Source organism: Prevotella sp. P4-67 (assembly GCF_002251325.1).
GTDB lineage: Bacteria > Bacteroidota > Bacteroidia > Bacteroidales > Bacteroidaceae > Prevotella.
The window spans coordinates 19,655-35,973 of the sequence record NZ_NPJL01000029.1; the positions used below are offsets into that span (position 1 = coordinate 19,655).

The 16,319-nt window shown below is 56.9% G+C and carries 15 protein-coding genes; 11 read left to right on the forward strand and 4 right to left on the reverse strand.

Features of this window, described 5'->3' with window-relative positions; translation table 11 throughout:
• Positions 1-24 precede the first annotated feature (24 nt).
• From CIK92_RS04620 to CIK92_RS04635, 4 genes are all read left to right on the forward strand, one after another.
• Positions 25-2,325 (forward strand): TonB-dependent receptor, encoded by a 2,301-nt coding sequence (locus CIK92_RS04620; protein ID WP_094388320.1) that lies wholly within the window; start codon positions 25-27, stop codon positions 2,323-2,325.
• A gap of 115 nt (positions 2,326-2,440) precedes the next feature.
• Positions 2,441-4,339, forward strand: coding sequence for a GH32 C-terminal domain-containing protein (locus CIK92_RS04625; RefSeq protein WP_094388321.1), 1,899 nt, complete (start codon positions 2,441-2,443; stop codon positions 4,337-4,339).
• 2 nt (positions 4,340-4,341) lie between these two features.
• Complete coding sequence (locus CIK92_RS04630; protein ID WP_094388322.1) at positions 4,342-5,499, forward strand: MFS transporter; 1,158 nt, start codon at positions 4,342-4,344, stop codon at positions 5,497-5,499.
• 21 nt (positions 5,500-5,520) lie between these two features.
• A complete protein-coding gene (locus CIK92_RS04635) occupies positions 5,521-6,408 on the forward strand; it encodes a carbohydrate kinase (protein ID WP_094388323.1) in 888 nt (295 codons plus the stop codon).
• Here the strand turns inward: CIK92_RS04635 and CIK92_RS13700 are convergent.
• The 4 genes from CIK92_RS13700 to CIK92_RS04660 all read right to left on the reverse strand — a co-directional run bounded on the left by CIK92_RS13700 (position 6,351) and on the right by CIK92_RS04660 (position 9,245).
• Positions 6,351-6,731 carry a hypothetical protein gene (locus tag CIK92_RS13700; RefSeq protein WP_158214734.1) on the reverse strand — a complete coding sequence of 127 codons (381 nt, stop codon included), beginning with the start codon at positions 6,729-6,731 and terminating at the stop codon, positions 6,351-6,353. The two genes, CIK92_RS04635 and CIK92_RS13700, sit on opposite strands and share 58 nt — an antisense overlap.
• A gap of 441 nt (positions 6,732-7,172) precedes the next feature.
• Complete coding sequence (gene nadD / locus CIK92_RS04650; protein WP_094388326.1) at positions 7,173-7,757, reverse strand: nicotinate (nicotinamide) nucleotide adenylyltransferase; 585 nt, start codon at positions 7,755-7,757, stop codon at positions 7,173-7,175.
• A gap of 31 nt (positions 7,758-7,788) precedes the next feature.
• On the reverse strand, positions 7,789-8,367 hold the full coding sequence (gene gmk / locus CIK92_RS04655; RefSeq protein WP_022310041.1) for a guanylate kinase: 579 nt from the start codon (positions 8,365-8,367) through the stop codon (positions 7,789-7,791).
• Between the two features lie 2 nt (positions 8,368-8,369).
• Complete coding sequence (locus CIK92_RS04660; RefSeq protein WP_094388327.1) at positions 8,370-9,245, reverse strand: YicC/YloC family endoribonuclease; 876 nt, start codon at positions 9,243-9,245, stop codon at positions 8,370-8,372.
• A gap of 86 nt (positions 9,246-9,331) precedes the next feature.
• Between CIK92_RS04660 and tsaB the strand changes: the two genes are divergently transcribed.
• Genes tsaB through trpS form a run of 7 tightly spaced genes read left to right on the forward strand, consistent with a single transcriptional unit; the run spans position 9,332 to position 16,201 of the window.
• The gene (gene tsaB, locus CIK92_RS04665; RefSeq protein ID WP_094388328.1) at positions 9,332-10,024 is read left to right on the forward strand and encodes a tRNA (adenosine(37)-N6)-threonylcarbamoyltransferase complex dimerization subunit type 1 TsaB; all 693 of its coding nucleotides are present in this window, start codon (positions 9,332-9,334) and stop codon (positions 10,022-10,024) included.
• Positions 10,025-10,065: 41 nt separating this feature from the next.
• The gene (locus CIK92_RS04670) at positions 10,066-10,668 is read left to right on the forward strand and encodes a DUF4290 domain-containing protein (protein WP_022310044.1); all 603 of its coding nucleotides are present in this window, start codon (positions 10,066-10,068) and stop codon (positions 10,666-10,668) included.
• An 18-nt stretch (positions 10,669-10,686) separates the two neighbouring features.
• The gene (murA, locus tag CIK92_RS04675) at positions 10,687-11,997 is read left to right on the forward strand and encodes a UDP-N-acetylglucosamine 1-carboxyvinyltransferase (RefSeq protein ID WP_094388329.1); all 1,311 of its coding nucleotides are present in this window, start codon (positions 10,687-10,689) and stop codon (positions 11,995-11,997) included.
• Complete coding sequence (rimM, locus tag CIK92_RS04680; protein ID WP_094388330.1) at positions 11,997-12,518, forward strand: ribosome maturation factor RimM; 522 nt, start codon at positions 11,997-11,999, stop codon at positions 12,516-12,518. Before murA ends, rimM begins: the two co-directional genes overlap by 1 nt.
• A gap of 7 nt (positions 12,519-12,525) precedes the next feature.
• Positions 12,526-13,677 carry a 1-deoxy-D-xylulose-5-phosphate reductoisomerase gene (locus tag CIK92_RS04685; protein WP_094388331.1) on the forward strand — a complete coding sequence of 384 codons (1,152 nt, stop codon included), beginning with the start codon at positions 12,526-12,528 and terminating at the stop codon, positions 13,675-13,677.
• A gap of 22 nt (positions 13,678-13,699) precedes the next feature.
• Entirely contained in the window at positions 13,700-15,088 is a 1,389-nt protein-coding gene (gene rseP / locus CIK92_RS04690; RefSeq protein WP_094388332.1) for an RIP metalloprotease RseP, read from the forward strand.
• A gap of 27 nt (positions 15,089-15,115) precedes the next feature.
• On the forward strand, positions 15,116-16,201 hold the full coding sequence (trpS, locus tag CIK92_RS04695; RefSeq protein ID WP_022310049.1) for a tryptophan--tRNA ligase: 1,086 nt from the start codon (positions 15,116-15,118) through the stop codon (positions 16,199-16,201).
• Positions 16,202-16,319: the final 118 nt, after the last annotated feature.

The following is a 16,319-nucleotide window of genomic DNA, read 5'->3' on the forward strand; positions in this document are numbered from 1 at the left end:
CAACAATTAAAAATCTAAACGGTTATGAATACCTTATTCAATGGAAAGCTCGCAGCCATGGTGCTTGCACTTTCAATGGTAAACATTTCAGCAGCGTATGCACAGGACGAAAATGCAAACGCTAAGGAAGAGGGCAACCGCAACGTGATGCTCAACGCAGCCAGTGCCAACGGCCCTCGAGAGATTCAGATTGGTCTGCCATCTGCCGATGTCAACGTGCTGGAAAACGGCCTGCCCGTTACCTATGCCACCAATCCCCACTCGGTCAACACCATCTGGCGCGGCGATGCCAGCCTGAGCCACCAGGGTCTGCTCAAGATTGCCGAGACTGCCATCACCACCGGCAACATCGGCTACGCCGTCAACTCCTTTACCCAGAAAGGTCAGAAGGGCTTCAACGGAACGCTCAACTACAAGAGCAACCACTTCGGATTGCAGGAGTTCTCGCTCAACATGAACGGTGACCTGAGTAAGGACTGGTTCTACAGCGTCAACATGTACCAGGACTTCGACCCCGGTACGTTCAAAATCAAGTCTACGCCCTACCAGGACCGTACGCAAATCTACAAGGCGCTCCTCACCAAGAAGTACAACAACGAACGTGGCGAGTTTACCGCCATGTATAAGTATGCCAACAGCCACAATGTCTACAACTACGCCACACAGAGCGCCCCGTTCATCTATGTGGGCGACGGAAGCGTGAAGGAGTACGGCAAATTCAAGCTGGGTACCACCTCGTATCTGCCCATCGACAACGAGATGACCTATCGTGACATGCGCACAGGCAAGCTGGCCCAGACCACGCTCTACGACGCCTGCCTGAACAAGGCCAGTGAGGTGACGCTGATGAACAGCTACCGCTTTGACAACGGACTGAACTGGAAGGCCACGCTGAAGTACGACCACTCGCGCGGAGCCATGGTCTACCAGACCCCGATGTCCATCGTCGACCTCAACAGTGCCGACAACCACGGGCTGTATAACTATATGTACCGCGACATCGACGGCCAGACCAAGGCATACAACGGCCAGTACGTGCAGACCCGCATGTCGTGTCTCAATGCCGGTACCATAGACGAGGCGCTCTTCACCACCGAGCTCAACAAGAAGTTCAAGACCTCTACCCTGCGCCTGGGCCTCAACGAGTGGTTCTACCACATCGACTACTGCTCCAATACGACCATGTATGACCAGAGTGTGCCTGCCGATGGTAGCTATGCCGTCCGTGTATGGGACGCCAACCTGCGCAGCGGTTACTTCTACGACTTCAACAAGAACGCTTCAGAATATTATAAAGGCAGCGAGAACAAGCTGGCACTCTACTTCACCCACGACTGGGATGTCACCAAGAAGCTCAACCTCTACTATGGCGCCCGCGTGGAATGGCAGCGCCTCAAGGGAGAGAATGCCGCTGTGAAGAATGCCCAAGGCAACTTCGTAGGCCGTTTCGCTGACTATCACCTCGGTGCCATGGCTGCCGACGGAACCAAGATTGCGCCCGTCGACCTGACCTACAACTGGCTGAACTACGACTTCTCGGTAGCCGCAACCTATAAGCTCACCGACAACTTTGGCTTTACCGGCGATTTCACTTACATCGTGCAGCACCCGAAGTTTGAAGCCTTCGCTCCTGCTACCCTTCCCAATACAGACAAGATATCCGTGCCACTCGGCCGTGCAGGTATATACTACAACAACTCATGGTTGAGCCTCACATCACTGTTCTCGTATATCTCCAAGACCAACAACAACTCTACGCTCAACCTCCAGCACGGCAGCGAGATTAAGGCTGCTCCTCTGGCTTACGACATCCAGACCTGGGGTTGGACTACCGACGCTGTGGCTCATCCTTTCAAGGGATTCGATTTCCACTTCCTGTTCACTTACCAGAAGCCTACATACAAGAAGTTTGAGACTTCTGTCACCTTCAACGATGGCTATGTGGGCAAGATCAATGCCACTGGCAACATCGTAGCCGAAATCCCAGAGATACTCATCGAGCTCGACCCCAGCTACATGGTCACCAAGGACATCAAGCTGTGGACCAGCTTCCGCTACTTCAGCAAGACTTACGCCAACATCAACGAGGCATATTACTTCAATGGCCACTGGGAGACATTCGGTGGCGTCAACTGGCAGGCAAGCAAGCGCCTGAGCCTGGGATGTACTGTTGTCAACTTCCTCAACCAGACCGGAGCCAAGGGCAGCATCGCCGGCGCCGAGCTGATAACCAAGGACGAGGCCAAGAACATCAAGAACCAGATCATGACTGGCAGCTATCTGCGCCCGTTCACCGTAGAGTTTACCGCATCTCTCAAATTCTGATCACTCTCACTCTTCACACACACGCTGACAACCCTATATAATAATAGGTATAGGGTTGTCGGCACACAAGAAACAGACAACAATACCGTTAATATAATAACTAAACAACAACACAATGAGAACAAGCAACATAATAAAGGCGGCATGCCTCATGCTGATGGCTACAGTTGCCACCACCGCCACCGCCCAGAAGATGAACATCGAACACAAGGGCGACACAACCATCATCCGTGTAGACAACCCCACCAAGTACATCCTGCTGCCTATCCAGGAAGAGAAGGATGAAGCGCAGGTGCTGCTCGATACCGGCTCCAAGGACGACACTTGGATGGACGTGCGCCTGGCTCAAAACGGCGCCGACTACTATGTGCCCTTCGCGCTGGGACATGGCAAGACCGCTACCGTCAAGATACTCGGCCTCGCCAAGGACGCCCTCGCCATCAACCTGATGAAGCTGAGCAACACCTTCGATACCACCAATACCGACTACTACCGTCCCTCTTACCACTTCACTCCCCTCTACGGATGGATGAACGACCCCAACGGCATGGTCTATAAGGACGGCGAGTACCACCTCTACTTCCAGTACAATCCCTATGGCAGCAAGTGGGGCAATATGCACTGGGGACACGCCGTGAGCAAGGACCTGGTACACTGGGAGCACCTCGACCCAGCCATCGCCCGTGACCCCGTGGGCCACATATTCTCCGGCAGTTCGGTAGTCGACAAGAAGAATACCGCCGGATTTGGCAAGAACGCCATCATCGCCATCTACACCAACAACAGTGTAAACCACGACGAGGTGCAGTGTATCGCCTACAGCAACGACAACGGCCGCACCTTCACCAAGTATGAGGGCAACCCCGTGCTCACTCCCTTTGACGGTCTCAAGGACTTCCGCGACCCCAAGGTGTTCTGGTATGAGAAGGGCAAGTGCTGGTATATGATTGTTTCTGCCGATAAGGAGACCCGTTTCTATAAGTCCAAGAACCTGAAGAAATGGGACTACGTGAGCGCCTTTGGCAAGGGACTGGGCCAGCAGCCATGCCAGTATGAGTGCCCAGACTTCTTCCAGCTGCCCGTCAATGGCGACAAGAACAACATGAAATGGGTGATGACTATGAACATCAACCCTGGATGCTGGTTTGGCGGCAGCGCCACCGAGTACTTCGTCGGCGACTTCGACGGCAAGCAGTTTACCTGCCCCGATGCCAAAGACGTGAAGTGGATGGACTGGGGTAAGGACCATTATGCCACTGTTACCTTCTCCAACACCGGCGACAGAGTGCTGGCGATAACCTGGATGAGCAACTGGCAGTACGCCAACCTCACCCCGTTCAAGCAGAACCGCGGCGCCAATGGTCTGCCACGCGAGCTGAAGCTCTTTGAGAACAACGGAAAGTACTATCTGTCTGAAGATGTTGCCCCCGAGGTCTACGCACTGCGCAAGGCAACCCGCACATTGGCCAACGAGACGGTCGACATGGCCAAGGCTTTCACCGGTATAGCTGCCAATATGGATGGCGCCTTCGAGATTGAGGCCGACATCACCCCCGACGCCAACGGCATAGCCGGCATCGAGATTTCCAACAACAAGCGCGAGCGCACCCTCATCTACTTCGACATGAAGCAGGGCAAGGTGGTGATGGACCGCACCGAAAGCGGACTCACCGACTTTGGCAAGCAGGCTGTGCCCCATGACATCGAGCTGGCCTGGGACAAGCAGCTCGCAGCCGAGGGCAAGCAGCCCGCCCGCATGGTCAATGCCATCAACTACAAGAACGACTTCGCCCTGGCCACATGGGCTCCGCTCTCACTCTGCCAGGCCGGCAAGAAGACCTACCACGTAGATATCTTCGTCGACAAGTCATCCATCGAGCTCTTCGTCGACGGCGGCCGCATCGCCATGACCAACCTCGTATTCCCCGTTGCCCCCTACGAGAACGTGAAGCTCTACGCCGAGGGAGGCAAGGCACAATTCAACAACATCAACGTACATAAACTCGCGCTATAATTATGAAGACTTCATCCAAGCTCACCATCATCCCATTGATGTTCTGCTTCTTCACCATGGGATTTGTAGACCTGGTCGGCATTGCCTCCAACTATGTCAAGGAAGACCTCAACCTCAACGACGCCACAGCCAACCTGTTTCCGTCACTGGTCTTCTTCTGGTTTCTGATATTCTCGGTGCCTACGGGCATGCTGATGAACCGCATCGGCCGCAAGAAGACAGTACTGCTGTCGCTGGTGGTGACCGTAGTCTCGCTGCTGCTGCCCATCGTGGGCGAGAGTTTCGGCATCATGCTGGCCTCGTTCTCCCTCCTGGGCATCGGCAACGCGCTGATGCAGACCTCGCTCAACCCGCTGGTATCGGCTGTGACCTCGGGCAAGAACCTGGCGTCGACCCTCACCTTCGGCCAGTTTGTCAAAGCCATCGCCTCGTTCATGGCACCATACATCGCCATGTGGGGCGCCATCGGGGCTGTTCCCTCCTTGGGCATGGGCTGGCGTGTGTTGTTCCCCATCTACATGGTGATAGGCATCTGCGCCTCCATCTTCCTCGCCGGCACTCCTATCGATGAAGAGAAGCCCCAGGGCAAGGCCTCTGGCATGGGCGAATGTATCAGTCTGCTGACCCGCCCCATCGTGCTGCTCTCCTTTGTGGGCATCATGTGCCATGTGGGCATCGACGTGGGCACCAACACCACAGCCCCCAAGCTGCTGATGGAGCGCCTGGGCTGGACTCTCAACGAGGCTGCAGAAGCCACATCCATCTACTTCATCTTCCGTACCATCGGATGCCTCACCGGCTCATTCTTCCTCCGCGTGATGAAGTCACGCACATTCTTCATCATCAGCATCGTGATGATGGCGCTGAGCATGGTAGGCATGTTTGTCAGCGAGAGCAGAGAGATGCTCTACATCGCCATCGCACTCGTAGGCTACGGCAACTCCAACGTCTTCTCCATCATCTTCTCTCAGGCTCTGCTCGCGCTGCCCGAGAAGAAGAACGAGGTAAGCGGCCTGATGATTATGGGCCTCTTTGGTGGCACTGTCTTCCCATTGCTCATGGGATTTGCCAGCGATGCCTTCGGCCAGATAGGCGCTGTGCTGGTAATGGCTGTAGGCGTGGCCTACCTCTTCACATATATTGGTAAAATCAAGATGTAACAACTCAACAAAGACAAGACTATGAATACCGATTTCAAGAACAAATACTGTGTGGGCCTGGGTGAGGTGCTGTTTGATGTGTTCCCCTCCGGCTCCCAACTGGGTGGCGCCCCTGCCAACTTCGCTTATCATGCCGGCCAGCACGGTCTGCGCTCGATAGCTGTCAGCGCCCTGGGCAACGACGCCTATGGCGACGAGGCTATCCGCCAGCTCGAAGAGAAGCACCTGGACTATCTCCTGCCCCGCGTAAACTATCCTACAGGCACCGTACAGGTGGAACTGGACGACCAGGGTGTACCTACTTATGACATCAAGACCGGCGTGGCGTGGGACAACATACCCTTCACCGACGCCGTCAGCAACGTGGCTGCCAACACCTGTGCCGTATGCTGGGGCTCACTGGCCCAGCGCAGCGCTGCGAGCCGTGATACCATCTACCAGTTTCTCGACCACACTCCCAGCGACTGTCTCAAGATCTTTGATATCAATCTCCGCCAGAATTTCTATACCAAGGAGATTATCTGCGAGAGTCTGAAGCGTTGCAATATACTGAAGATAAATGATGAAGAGCTCATCACGCTGGGCCGCCTCTTCGGCTATCCCGGTCTGGACATCGAGAACAAGTGCTGGCTCATCCTCGGCAAGTACAATCTGGACATGCTCGTGCTCACCTGTGGTGTCAACGGCAGCTATGTCTTCGCTCCCGGCTGCAAGTCGTTCCACGAGACTCCTCATGTGGAGGTTGCCGACACCGTGGGCGCCGGCGACTCGTTTACCGGCACCTTCTGCGCCTGCATCCTCAAGGGCATGACCATCGCCCAGGCACATAAGCACGCCGTAGAGGTGAGCGCCTATGTCTGCACCCAGCACGGTGCGATGCCCGCACTGCCCGAGAACCTGAAGCGATAAGCCCCCATCGTCGCATCCATATCCCATGAGCCCCCGCTCTGCCACTCCACCCGATGGAGCGACAAGGCGGGGGCTCTGGCGTCTGCATCGGTAGTGGCGCAAGCCGACAGCAGGTCGACCAAGATACCCTCCACGCCGCCAGAGGAGCCCTCCACGATGCCCAAGGTACTCTCCACGCCGCCAGAGGAGCTCTCCACGATGCCCAAGGTACTCTCCACGCTGCCAGAGGAACCCTCCACGCCGCCCAAGGTACTCTTCACGCCACCAGAGGAGCCCTCCACGATGCCCAAGGTACTCTCCACGCCGCCCAAGGTACTCTCCACGCTGCCGGAGATAGTTCCCCCGACATCCGCGCGGCTGGCCAAAGGCGCAGAGGGCCACATGAAGCATATTGCAAAGCGGGAAACGATAAAATCGTGGCGTGAAATCGTGACGGCAAAGCACGAAACGACTGTATCATGGCACGAAACCAAGATAAACATGATGAAGAGCAAGATTGAGAATAACTGAGCCTCAACGAGAAGCAGCGGCATAGTATCGCAAGCTGCCAGGGTGGCTGCCACGATGAACGCGGATGGTGGAGCGAGGTGCGGAGAGTGGGTGAAGATGGGCTACGCGCAAGCGGAGATGGGCTACGCGCAAGCGGAGATGGGCTACGCGCAAGCGGAGATGGGCTGCGCGCAAGCGGAGATGGGCTGCGCGCAGGTGGAGAGAATGAGAATGTGTACGGCGTTGAATTGGGTTGGCGCGGCGATGGTGGCGGGTCAGCGGTAGTAATGCTCTACCATTGCCTGGATGTCTTGGGGCACCATGCCCTCTATCGACTCGCCGGCGGCGATGCGGCGGCGTATCTCGGTGCTGCTCACGGGGTACAGGTCGGAATGGACGTAGGTGACCGAGGGCGGCATGGCGGCGGCATCGACCTCATAGCCCGGCCGCGGATAGACGGCTATGCGGTAGTGGGTGATGATGTCTTGGCTGTGGGCCCAGCGGTCGAACGCCAGCCAGTTGTCGGCGCCGATGAGCAGGGTGAAGCGGGCATGGGGATGCAGCTCTGACAAGTGGCAGAGCGTGTTCCACATATACGACGGGCGCGGCAGGGTCATCTCTACATCGCTGGCGCTGAGGCCGGGTTGGCTGGCCAGGGCGCGTGCGGTGATGGCGTAGCGCACATCGTCGGCCAGAAGGTCGGTGGCCTGGGTCTTGAAGGGGTTGAGGGGCGACACGACAAACCATATCTCGTCGAGCCCGAGCGCCGTGAGCAGGTGGCGCGCCAGGGCGATGTGTCCGCAGTGGATGGGGTTGAACGAACCGCCGAAGATGCCTATCTGTCTGGTGGAGAGGGTCATGGGAATGAGGGTGAAGGGATGGGGGGCGGGGCTATCGGTTAACAAAACCGCTCACGAGCCGGTAGACCTCCTCCTTGGCACGCTCCAGGTCGTCGTTGACCACGACATGGTCGAAGCGCGGCGCAAAGGTAAGCTCGTAGGCAGCCTTGCCCACGCGCTGCTCGATGGCCTCGGGGGTGTCGGTGGCACGTGCCACGAGGCGGCGGCGCAGCTCGTCGATCGAGGGTGGCTGGACAAAGATGCTCAGGGCACGGTCGCCATAGAAGTCCTTGATGTTGCATCCGCCCTTGACATCGACGTCGAAGAGCACGTTTTCTCCGCGCTGTGTCTGGGTGTCTACCTGGCTCTTGAGGGTGCCGTAGAAGCGGCCCTCATAGACCTCCTCGTACTCGAGGAACTCGTCGGCAGCCACGCGCTGACGGAACTCGTCGGGCGAGATAAAGAAATACTCGACGCCGTTCTGCTCGGTGCCTCGCGGCGGGCGCGATGTGCAGCTGATGGAGAACGCGAGATGGAGCTCGGGGTGTGCGGCCATGAGCCACTGCACCAGGGTGCTCTTGCCCGAGCCCGATGGTGCGCAGAATATGATGAGTTTGCCTGGCTTTGTCATGATTAGAGTGCGTTGAGTACCTGTTCCTTAATCTGCTCGAGCTCATCTTTCATCTTGACCACGATGTTCTGCATCTCAGCCTGGTTGCTCTTGGAGCCGGTGGTATTGATTTCGCGTCCCATCTCCTGTGCGATAAATCCCAGCTTCTTTCCGTTGGCCTGGTTTTCGGCCATAGTCTCGCGGAAGTACTTGAGGTGGTTGGTGAGGCGCTGCTTCTCTTCGCTTATATCCAGTTTCTCGATATAGTAGATGAGCTCTTGCTCGAGCCGGTTCTTGTCGTAGCTGGCTTCGGGGAGCTGCTCGAGGCCCTTGACGATCTGCTCGCGTATCTTCTGGACACGTGCCTTCTCGAAGGGCTCGATGCTGGCGAGCAGCCGCTCGATGTTGTCTATCTTCTCATTGAACTTGCGCTCGAGGGCTGCACCCTCCTGATGGCGGAAGTCGATGAGCGCACCAACGGCGGCGTCTATAGCCTGGCATGCCACTGCCCACTCCTCGGGCTCGAGGACAACAGCCTCGACACGAGAGGTAACATCGGGCATGCGGAGCAACGTGTAAAACCAGTCCTGAGGCTCAGGAATACCTGTCTTGGCGGCGATGTCCCGTATCTGGTGGTAATAATTGTCTACGAGGGCGGCGTTGATGGTGGCAGCGTCGGCCACCTCGTCCTTCTCAATCCAGATAGAGAAGTCGACCTTGCCCCTGACCAGTTTGCGGGTAAGCATCTGTCGTATCTCCATCTCCTTCTCACGATAGAGTGGCGCTATACGGGTAGAGAGGTCCATCGTCTTGCTGTTCAACGACTTCACCTCGACGTTGATTTTCTTTTCTCCATAAGTAAGGACTGCCTTTCCGTAGCCCGTCATTGACTGTATCATAGTAGTTACACGTTAAATTTCTGCAAAAGTAACAAAAATGTAGGAAAAAAACCGTAAATTTGCAGTTATTTAGTAAATTAAAATTCATGTCGTGTATATTAAACATTGAAACAAGCACCAATGTCTGCTCTGTATCGGTGAGCGAAAACGGTGCATGTATCTTTAATCAGGAAGACCATACCGGCCCCAACCACAACGAGCGGTTGGGTAAATTTGTCGATGAAGCGCTCTCCTTTGCCGAGAGCCATGCCATACCCCTCGACGCCGTAGCAGTGAGCTGCGGCCCCGGTTCGTATACCGGTCTGCGCATCGGCACGTCTATGGCCAAAGGTGTGTGCTACGGACGTGGCGTAAGCCTGGTGGCTATACCCACTCTCGAACTGATGTGTGTGCCCGTGCTGTTGCAGGAGATGGTAAAGGAGGAGAACGCGCTGCTCTGCCCCATGATAGACGCCCGCCGCATGGAGGTGTATGCACAGATTTTCGACCGCGCCCTGCATGAGGTGCGTCCCATCCAGGCCGACGTGGTAGACGCCGACACCTACAGGAAGTATCTCGACGAGCGCCCCGTCTACTTCTTCGGCAACGGCGCCGCCAAGTGTATGGACGTCATCGCCCACCCCAATGCCCGCTACATCGACGGCATCGAGCCCCTGGCCAAGAACATGTTCCCTCTGGCTGAGCGCCGCATCACCCAGGGCAAGACCGAAGACGTGGCCTACTTCGTGCCATTCTATCTCAAGGACTTTGTGGCCAAGATGCCCAAGAAGCTGCTCTGAGACACGACATATACCCAACCCAAGACATTACAGTAAGGACTATGCAAATAGAAGGACTTGACTACAACACCCAGCGGGAGAAGCTGATACTGCCCGAATATGGCCGCGAGGTGCAGAAGATGGTGGAGCACGCCATTACACTGCCCAGCAAGGCAGAGCGCCAGCAGTGTGCCCAAACCATCATCGCCATCATGGACCGCATGTATCCCGCCAACCGCGAGAGCGCCGACTACAAGCAGAAGCTGTGGGACCATCTGGCCATCATGAGCCATTTCGAGCTCGACATAGACTGGCCCTACGACATCAAGCAGGCCCACGCCGTGGACGCCAAGCCGCAGCCCATGGACTATCCCATGCAGCGCATCCCGGTAAGACACTACGGCAACATGATATTCGAGCTCTTCGCCAAACTCAAGACTATGGAGCCCGGCAAGGAACGCGACAATCTCGTCAAGCTCACCGCCAACCAGATGAAGCGTTGCCTCTATCAGTGGAGCCATGGTTCGTCGGACGACGAGAAGGTGGCGTCGGACCTCGCCAAGTTTACCGACGGCAAGATACAACTCGACCTGAGCACCTTCAAGTTTGAGAAGATTGACGTCAGAGAGTTTACCGAGAAGAAACGCAATAACAAGAAGAAATAACCCCAACCCCCAACGTCTATGGAGTCATTTATCATCGAGGGCGGACATGGATTGCACGGAGAGATAACCCCGCAGGGCGCCAAGAACGAGGCTCTGGAGGTAATCTGCGCCTGTCTGCTCACCACCGAGCCGGTAAGGATAACCAATATCCCCGAGATACTGGATGTATGCAATCTCATCAAGCTGCTGCAGGACATGGGTGTCGATGTGGTGCGCAACGCCAAGAACGACTATACCTTCACGGCAGCCCACATAGACCTGAACTATCTGGCCAGCGACGAGTTCGTGCGCAAGAGTGCGTCGCTGCGAGGTTCGGTGATGACCATCGGCCCGCTCTTGGGCAAATACGGTCAAGCCACGGTGGCTCAGCCTGGCGGCGACAAGATAGGCCGCAGGCGTCTGGACACCCACTTCATCGGCTTCAAGCAACTGGGGGCCGACTTTGCCCATGACAGCCATCGCAACGTGTTCACCATCAAGGCCGACAGGCTGCACGGCAGATATATGCTGCTCGACGAGGCATCGGTAACGGGTACTGCCAACATCATCATGGCGGCAGTGCTGGCCGAGGGCACCACCACTATATATAACGCGGCATGCGAGCCCTACATCCAGCAGCTCTGCCGGATGCTCAACAGCATGGGCGCCCGCATCAGCGGCGTGGCGTCGAACCTACTCACCATCGAGGGAGTGGACGCGCTGCACGGCACAAGCCACACCATACTGCCCGACATGATAGAGGTAGGCTCGTTTATCGGCATGGCAGCCATGGTGGGCAAGGGTGTACGCATCAAGAACGTGTCGCTGCCCAACCTGGGCATGATACCCGACGCCTTCAGACGGTTGGGCATCAAGATAGAGGAAGACGGTGATGACCTGTTCATCCCCGAGCAGCCCCACTACGAGATAGACTCGTTTATCGACGGCTCTATCATGACCCTCGCCGATGCCCCTTGGCCCGGGCTCACCCCCGACCTCCTGTCGGTGCTCATCGTGGTGGCTACGATGGCCAAAGGCAATGTGCTGATACACCAGAAGATGTTTGAGAGCCGCCTCTTCTTCGTAGACAAGCTCATCGATATGGGCGCGCAGATTATCCTCTGTGACCCCCACCGCGCCGTGGTCAACGGCAACGACCACGCCCGCAGGCTCAGAGCCGGCCGCATGACCAGTCCCGACATCCGTGCCGGAATAGCACTGCTCATAGCCGCCATGAGTGCCAACGGCACCAGCCGCATAGACAACATCGCCCAGATAGACCGTGGATACGAGGACATCGAAAACCGTCTGAACCGTCTGGGCGCCCACATCCAACGCATCGAAAGCTGATGATAACCCCCGACGACGTATTCCAGATAGGACGCCTGGGCAGACCCCACGGCGTGAAGGGCGAGATAACCTTCCAGATAAGCGACGACGTGTTTGACCGCGTCGACGCCGAATATCTGCTGCTCGAACTCGACGGTATCCTCGTCCCCTTCTTCATGGAGGAATACCGCTTCAAGAGCGACGAGACCGTGCTGATGAAGTTTTGCGACATCGACACCCAGGAGCAGGCCCGCAGCCTGACCGGCGCCAAGGTCTACTTCCCCCGTGAGCTCTCGGACAGCGACGAGGCCGGCTTCGGCTGGAGCGAGATAGTGGGCTTCAAGCTCATCGACAGCACCACCGGCAGAGAGGTGGGCACCATCGACCACGTAGACGACAGCACCATCAACACCCTGTTTGACATCACCACCCCGGCGGGCGACTCTCTGCTCGTTCCCGCCCACGAAGAACTGATAGAAAAGGTAGATGCCGAGGCTCGGGCCATCTGGACCCGGCTGCCCGAAGGCATCATGGATATATAATATAATAATGAAGAAACAAATCTGCATACTTGGCAGTACGGGCTCGATAGGTACCCAGGCGCTGGATGTCATCGAACAGCATCCCGACCTCTACGAAGTCTACTGCCTCACGGCCAACAACCGCGTGATGGAGTTGGCTCAGCAGGCCCGGAAGTTCCACCCGGCTGCCGTGGTCATAGCCAACGAGGACAAATACGGTGAACTCTGCGCGCTGCTCGACGACCAGCCCGACATCAAGGTCTATGCCGGCCGCGACGCCCTCAACCAGATAGTAGAAGCCGAGCCCATAGACATGGTGCTCACCGCGATGGTAGGATTTGCCGGGCTCACCCCCACCATCCACGCCATCAAGAGCGGCAAGAAGATATGCCTCGCCAACAAGGAGACTCTGGTCGTGGCGGGCGAGCTGATATGCAATCTGGCCCAACAGTACCACACCCCCATTCTCCCTGTCGACTCGGAGCATAGTGCCATCTTCCAGTCTATCGTCGGCGAGGGCAACAACGAGGTAGAGCGCATACTGCTCACCTGCTCGGGCGGTCCCTTCCGCACCTTCACCGACCAGCTGCTCTGCTCGGTCACTGCCGCCGACGCCCTCAAGCACCCCACTTGGACCATGGGCGCCAAGATTACCATCGACTCGGCTTCGCTGATGAACAAGGGCTTCGAGGTCATCGAAGCCAAGTGGCTCTTCGGCGTCGAAGCCGACCGCATCCAGGTGCTTGTGCATCCGCAGAGCATCGTGCATAGCGCCGTCGAGTTTGTCGACGGCTCGGTCAAGGCCCAGCTGGGCGTGCCCGATATGCGCATGCCCATCCAGTATGCCTTCTCCTACCCCGACCGTCTCCCCCTGCGTGGCGACAGGCTCAACCTCTATGGCAAGAGCCTCGAGTTCTACGAACCCGATATGCGCAAGTTCAAGTGTCTTGCCCTGGCGTTTGACTCAATCCGCAAGGGTGGCAACATGCCCTGTATCGTCAATGCCGCCAACGAGGTGGTAAACGAGGCGTTCCGCCACGGCCGTTGCAGCTTCCTCCAGATGGCCGACGTCATCGAGCGCACCATGAACCTGGTTTCCTTCGACGCCTCGCCCGACTACGACGTCTACATCCAGACCGACGCCGAGGCCCGCCGTGTGGCTGCCCAGTTACTCAGTTAAACAAATTGTTATAATCATCATAATGGAAATATTTTTAATCAGACTGCTCCAGTTCGTTCTGGCAATCTCGCTGCTTGTCTTCCTGCATGAAGGAGGACACATGTTCTTTTCCAAGCTCTTCGGCATAAGAGTAGAGAAATTCTTCATCTTCTTCGATATGAGTATCGGCAAGTGGTCGGGCAAGCTCTTCAGCTTCAAGCCCAAGACCAGCGACACCGAGTATGGCGTAGGCTGGCTGCCACTGGGCGGCTACTGCAAGATAGCCGGTATGATAGACGAGAGCTTCGACAAAGAGCAGATGGCAAAGCCTGCCCAGCCCTGGGAGTTCCGCTCCAAGCCCGCTTGGCAGCGACTGCTGGTCATGATTGGCGGCGTGCTGGTCAACTTCCTCCTCGCGCTCTTCATCTACTCCATGGTGCTCTTCGCCTGGGGCGAACAGTTTGTCCCGACCAAGGACATGACCATGGGTATGAAGTTCAACAAGGAGGCCAAGGCACTGGGATTTGCCGACCACGACATCCTGCTGGGCACCGACCTCGGCACGTTCAAGGACTTCAACATCGACCTGGTGCGCGAACTCTCTGAAGCCACCCGCGTAGACATCATCCGCGACGGCAAGCACATCAGCCTTCACCTCCCCGGCAATCTCAATCTGCTCGATATGATCAAGCAGTCGCCACGGTTTGTCGCCCCATACATCCCTTCAGAGGTGGCACTCACCGAGGAAGGCTCTCCCGCGCAGAAGGCAGGAATAGCCAAAGGCGACCGTATCATCGCCCTCAACGGCACCAGGATTGAGACATGGAACGAGTTTCAGGACATTATGGCCGGGCTGAGCAAGAAGCTCGAAGACGCCAAGACCGGCAGTGACAGCCTCGCTCTGCGCACCGTAAGCATCACCTACGCCAACGCCAAGGACACCGTGGAGACCCAGCTGGTGCTCACCCCCGAGATGAAGATGGGCGTAGGCCTCACCTCGCTCCTCTCCTACTACGAGCCCGTCAAGGTAGAGTACGGCTTCTTTGAGAGTTTCCCCGCAGGCACACGCTACGGCATCAACATTCTCAAGGGCTATGTCAACGACATGAAGTACGTATTCTCGACCGATGGCGTCAAGAGCCTCGGTGGATTTGGCGCCATCGGCAGCCTCTTCCCCCCGACTTGGGACTGGCACATGTTCTGGATGATGACCGCCTTCCTGAGTATCATCCTCGCCTTCATGAACCTCCTGCCCATCCCCGCACTCGACGGAGGACACGTGCTGTTCCTGCTCTACGAGATGATAACCCGCCGCAAGCCCTCGGAAAACGTCATGATATGGGCTGAATACATCGGCATAGGCATACTCGTACTCCTCATGGTCGTAGCCAACCTCAACGACGTGCTGCGATTTATAGGCATCATGGATTAGTAACTCTAAGAATATCACATAACGACAATGGGAAAAATCATTCTTACCGGCGACCGTCCCACCGGCAAATTACACTTGGGACACTACATCGGCTCACTCCGCAGAAGGGTGTTGCTGCAAAACGCAGGCGACTATGAACGCATGTTCGTGTTCATGGCCGACGTGCAGGCGCTCACCGACAATGCCGACAACCCCGAGAAGATAAGACAGAATATCATAGAGGTGGCGCTCGACTATCTCTCATGTGGACTCGACCCACAGAAGTGCACGCTCTTCATCCAGAGCCAGATACCCGAGCTCGCCGAGCTCACCACCTATCTCTCCAACCTCATCAGCGTGTCGCGCGTGCAGCGCAACCCTACGGTTAAGACCGAAATCAAGATGCGCAACTTTGAGGCCAATCTCCCCCTCGGCTTCTTCTGCTACCCTGTCTCTCAGGCCGCCGACATCACCGCCTTCAAGGCTACCACCGTGCCCGCAGGCGAAGACCAGGAGCCCATGCTCGAGGTGACACGCGAGCTGGTGCGCCGCTTCAACCAGACCTACGGCGAGGTGCTCGTCGAGCCCAATATCCTGCTGCCCGAGCAGGCCGTATGCAGACGCCTGCCCGGTACCGACGGCAAGGAAAAGATGAGCAAGAGCCTCGGCAACTGTATCTATCTGAGCGACGATGCGGCAACTGTATGGAAAAAGGTCAAGAAGATGTCTAACGGCGAGCCACGTATGAGCATGGAAGAGCCCGGCCACCTCGAGGGCAACGCCGTATTCACATACCTCGAAGCCTTCAGCACCGACGAAGACTTTGCCGAGTTCTGGCCCGAATTTGAGAACCTCGAAGCCCTGAAGCAGCAGTATGTGCAGGGAGGTATCGGCGACGGCACCTGCAAGAAGTTCCTCAACAGCGTAATCAACAAGATGCTCGACCCCATCCGCACCCGACGCCACGAGTGGGAGCAGGATATCCCCGAGATATTCAACATCCTCAAGAAGGGCTCGGAGGCCGCACGCGAAACCGCCGCAAAGACCATGGACGAAGTGCGCGCAGCCATGCAGATCAACTACTTCGACGACCAGGAGCTGATACGTCAGCAGGTAGAGAAGTTCAGCAAGTAATCACTGCCGTCCAGGCTGACAGCAATAACATCAATCCCCATAGCCACCCACCCAGGGCGACTATGGGGATTTCTCATGTCAGGCGAAGAGACTCACCGTCCAACCGCCATGGCCCGCA

Coding starts and splice junctions, on each gene's coding strand:
- gmk (WP_022310041.1), bottom strand. CDS start 8,367: ATGACAAAGCCAGGCAAACTCATCATATTCTGCGCACCATCGGGCTCG.
- rimM (WP_094388330.1), top strand. CDS start 11,997: ATGATAACCCCCGACGACGTATTCCAGATAGGACGCCTGGGCAGACCC.
- CIK92_RS04630 (WP_094388322.1), top strand. CDS start 4,342: ATGAAGACTTCATCCAAGCTCACCATCATCCCATTGATGTTCTGCTTC.
- CIK92_RS04635 (WP_094388323.1), top strand. CDS start 5,521: ATGAATACCGATTTCAAGAACAAATACTGTGTGGGCCTGGGTGAGGTG.
- CIK92_RS04625 (WP_094388321.1), top strand. CDS start 2,441: ATGAGAACAAGCAACATAATAAAGGCGGCATGCCTCATGCTGATGGCT.
- rseP (WP_094388332.1), top strand. CDS start 13,700: ATGGAAATATTTTTAATCAGACTGCTCCAGTTCGTTCTGGCAATCTCG.
- CIK92_RS04620 (WP_094388320.1), top strand. CDS start 25: ATGAATACCTTATTCAATGGAAAGCTCGCAGCCATGGTGCTTGCACTT.
- CIK92_RS04670 (WP_022310044.1), top strand. CDS start 10,066: ATGCAAATAGAAGGACTTGACTACAACACCCAGCGGGAGAAGCTGATA.
- CIK92_RS04685 (WP_094388331.1), top strand. CDS start 12,526: ATGAAGAAACAAATCTGCATACTTGGCAGTACGGGCTCGATAGGTACC.
- tsaB (WP_094388328.1), top strand. CDS start 9,332: ATGTCGTGTATATTAAACATTGAAACAAGCACCAATGTCTGCTCTGTA.
- CIK92_RS04660 (WP_094388327.1), bottom strand. CDS start 9,245: ATGATACAGTCAATGACGGGCTACGGAAAGGCAGTCCTTACTTATGGA.
- trpS (WP_022310049.1), top strand. CDS start 15,116: ATGGGAAAAATCATTCTTACCGGCGACCGTCCCACCGGCAAATTACAC.
- murA (WP_094388329.1), top strand. CDS start 10,687: ATGGAGTCATTTATCATCGAGGGCGGACATGGATTGCACGGAGAGATA.
- nadD (WP_094388326.1), bottom strand. CDS start 7,757: ATGACCCTCTCCACCAGACAGATAGGCATCTTCGGCGGTTCGTTCAAC.